The 728-nt window shown below is 27.7% G+C and carries 1 pseudogene; it reads right to left on the bottom strand.

Annotation, left to right across the window (positions count from 1 at the left end):
• Positions 1 to 530, bottom strand: a pseudogene (locus tag DXA15_RS27470) (stealth family protein); the annotation flags it as partial.
• Between the last annotated feature and the right edge of the window lie 198 nt (positions 531 to 728).

Raw genomic sequence — 728 nt, 5'->3', positions numbered from 1 at the left:
TAAATATTTATATTCATTGTTCATGATATCAACAAAAACTTCATTGGAACGGATTAATTTATATAAAAACCCTTTTCTAGGTATACTTTGGTGTATAAAATCTAAGGGCTTTCCATCTTGGAAATATCGTTCTATTTTTATCGGTTTCAACACTAGCATATCATCATTAAAATATATAAACATGTCTGAAAGGTTTGGTATTAAGTGTAAATTCGCTTCTATAGAGTTAGATTGAAGACAGGCAAGTGATTTGTGTTTTCGAAAAAGTCAGAATGTTTTACTATATGCAATTTTTCAGAATCTGTATTCATCCAATAAGGTAAATGTCCCCAAGTGACAAAATGTATTTTATTTATCCATGGCATAAATTTCTCAAAACCTCTAAATAAATATCTAAGAGTATCCCAATCTCTGAAATATTTTTCAGAATTAGATTCTTTTAAAGAAAGATACTTTGAACGTTCTTTTAGCCAAGCTGGGTCTTTCCCATTTACCCATGTAACAACTACATCAATTTTATTATTTTTCATATTATTTATTATTGTTACGGTGTTTTATATGCGATAATAAATCATTCCACTGTTGAGAAATTGTTATCTCATCAAATGGGGAATTGTTCGCTATTTCAAGTGATTTTAGAGACATTCTTTTTAAAACGTCCCTATTATTGTACAATAATTCATTTTTCTTCTAAAATGATATAATTCTCAAACATTTAGTATTGGAAT

This window comes from Parabacteroides sp. AM58-2XD, assembly GCF_003463685.1.
Lineage (GTDB): Bacteria > Bacteroidota > Bacteroidia > Bacteroidales > Tannerellaceae > Parabacteroides > Parabacteroides segnis.
This window is presented reverse-complemented; position numbering and strand designations above follow the sequence as displayed.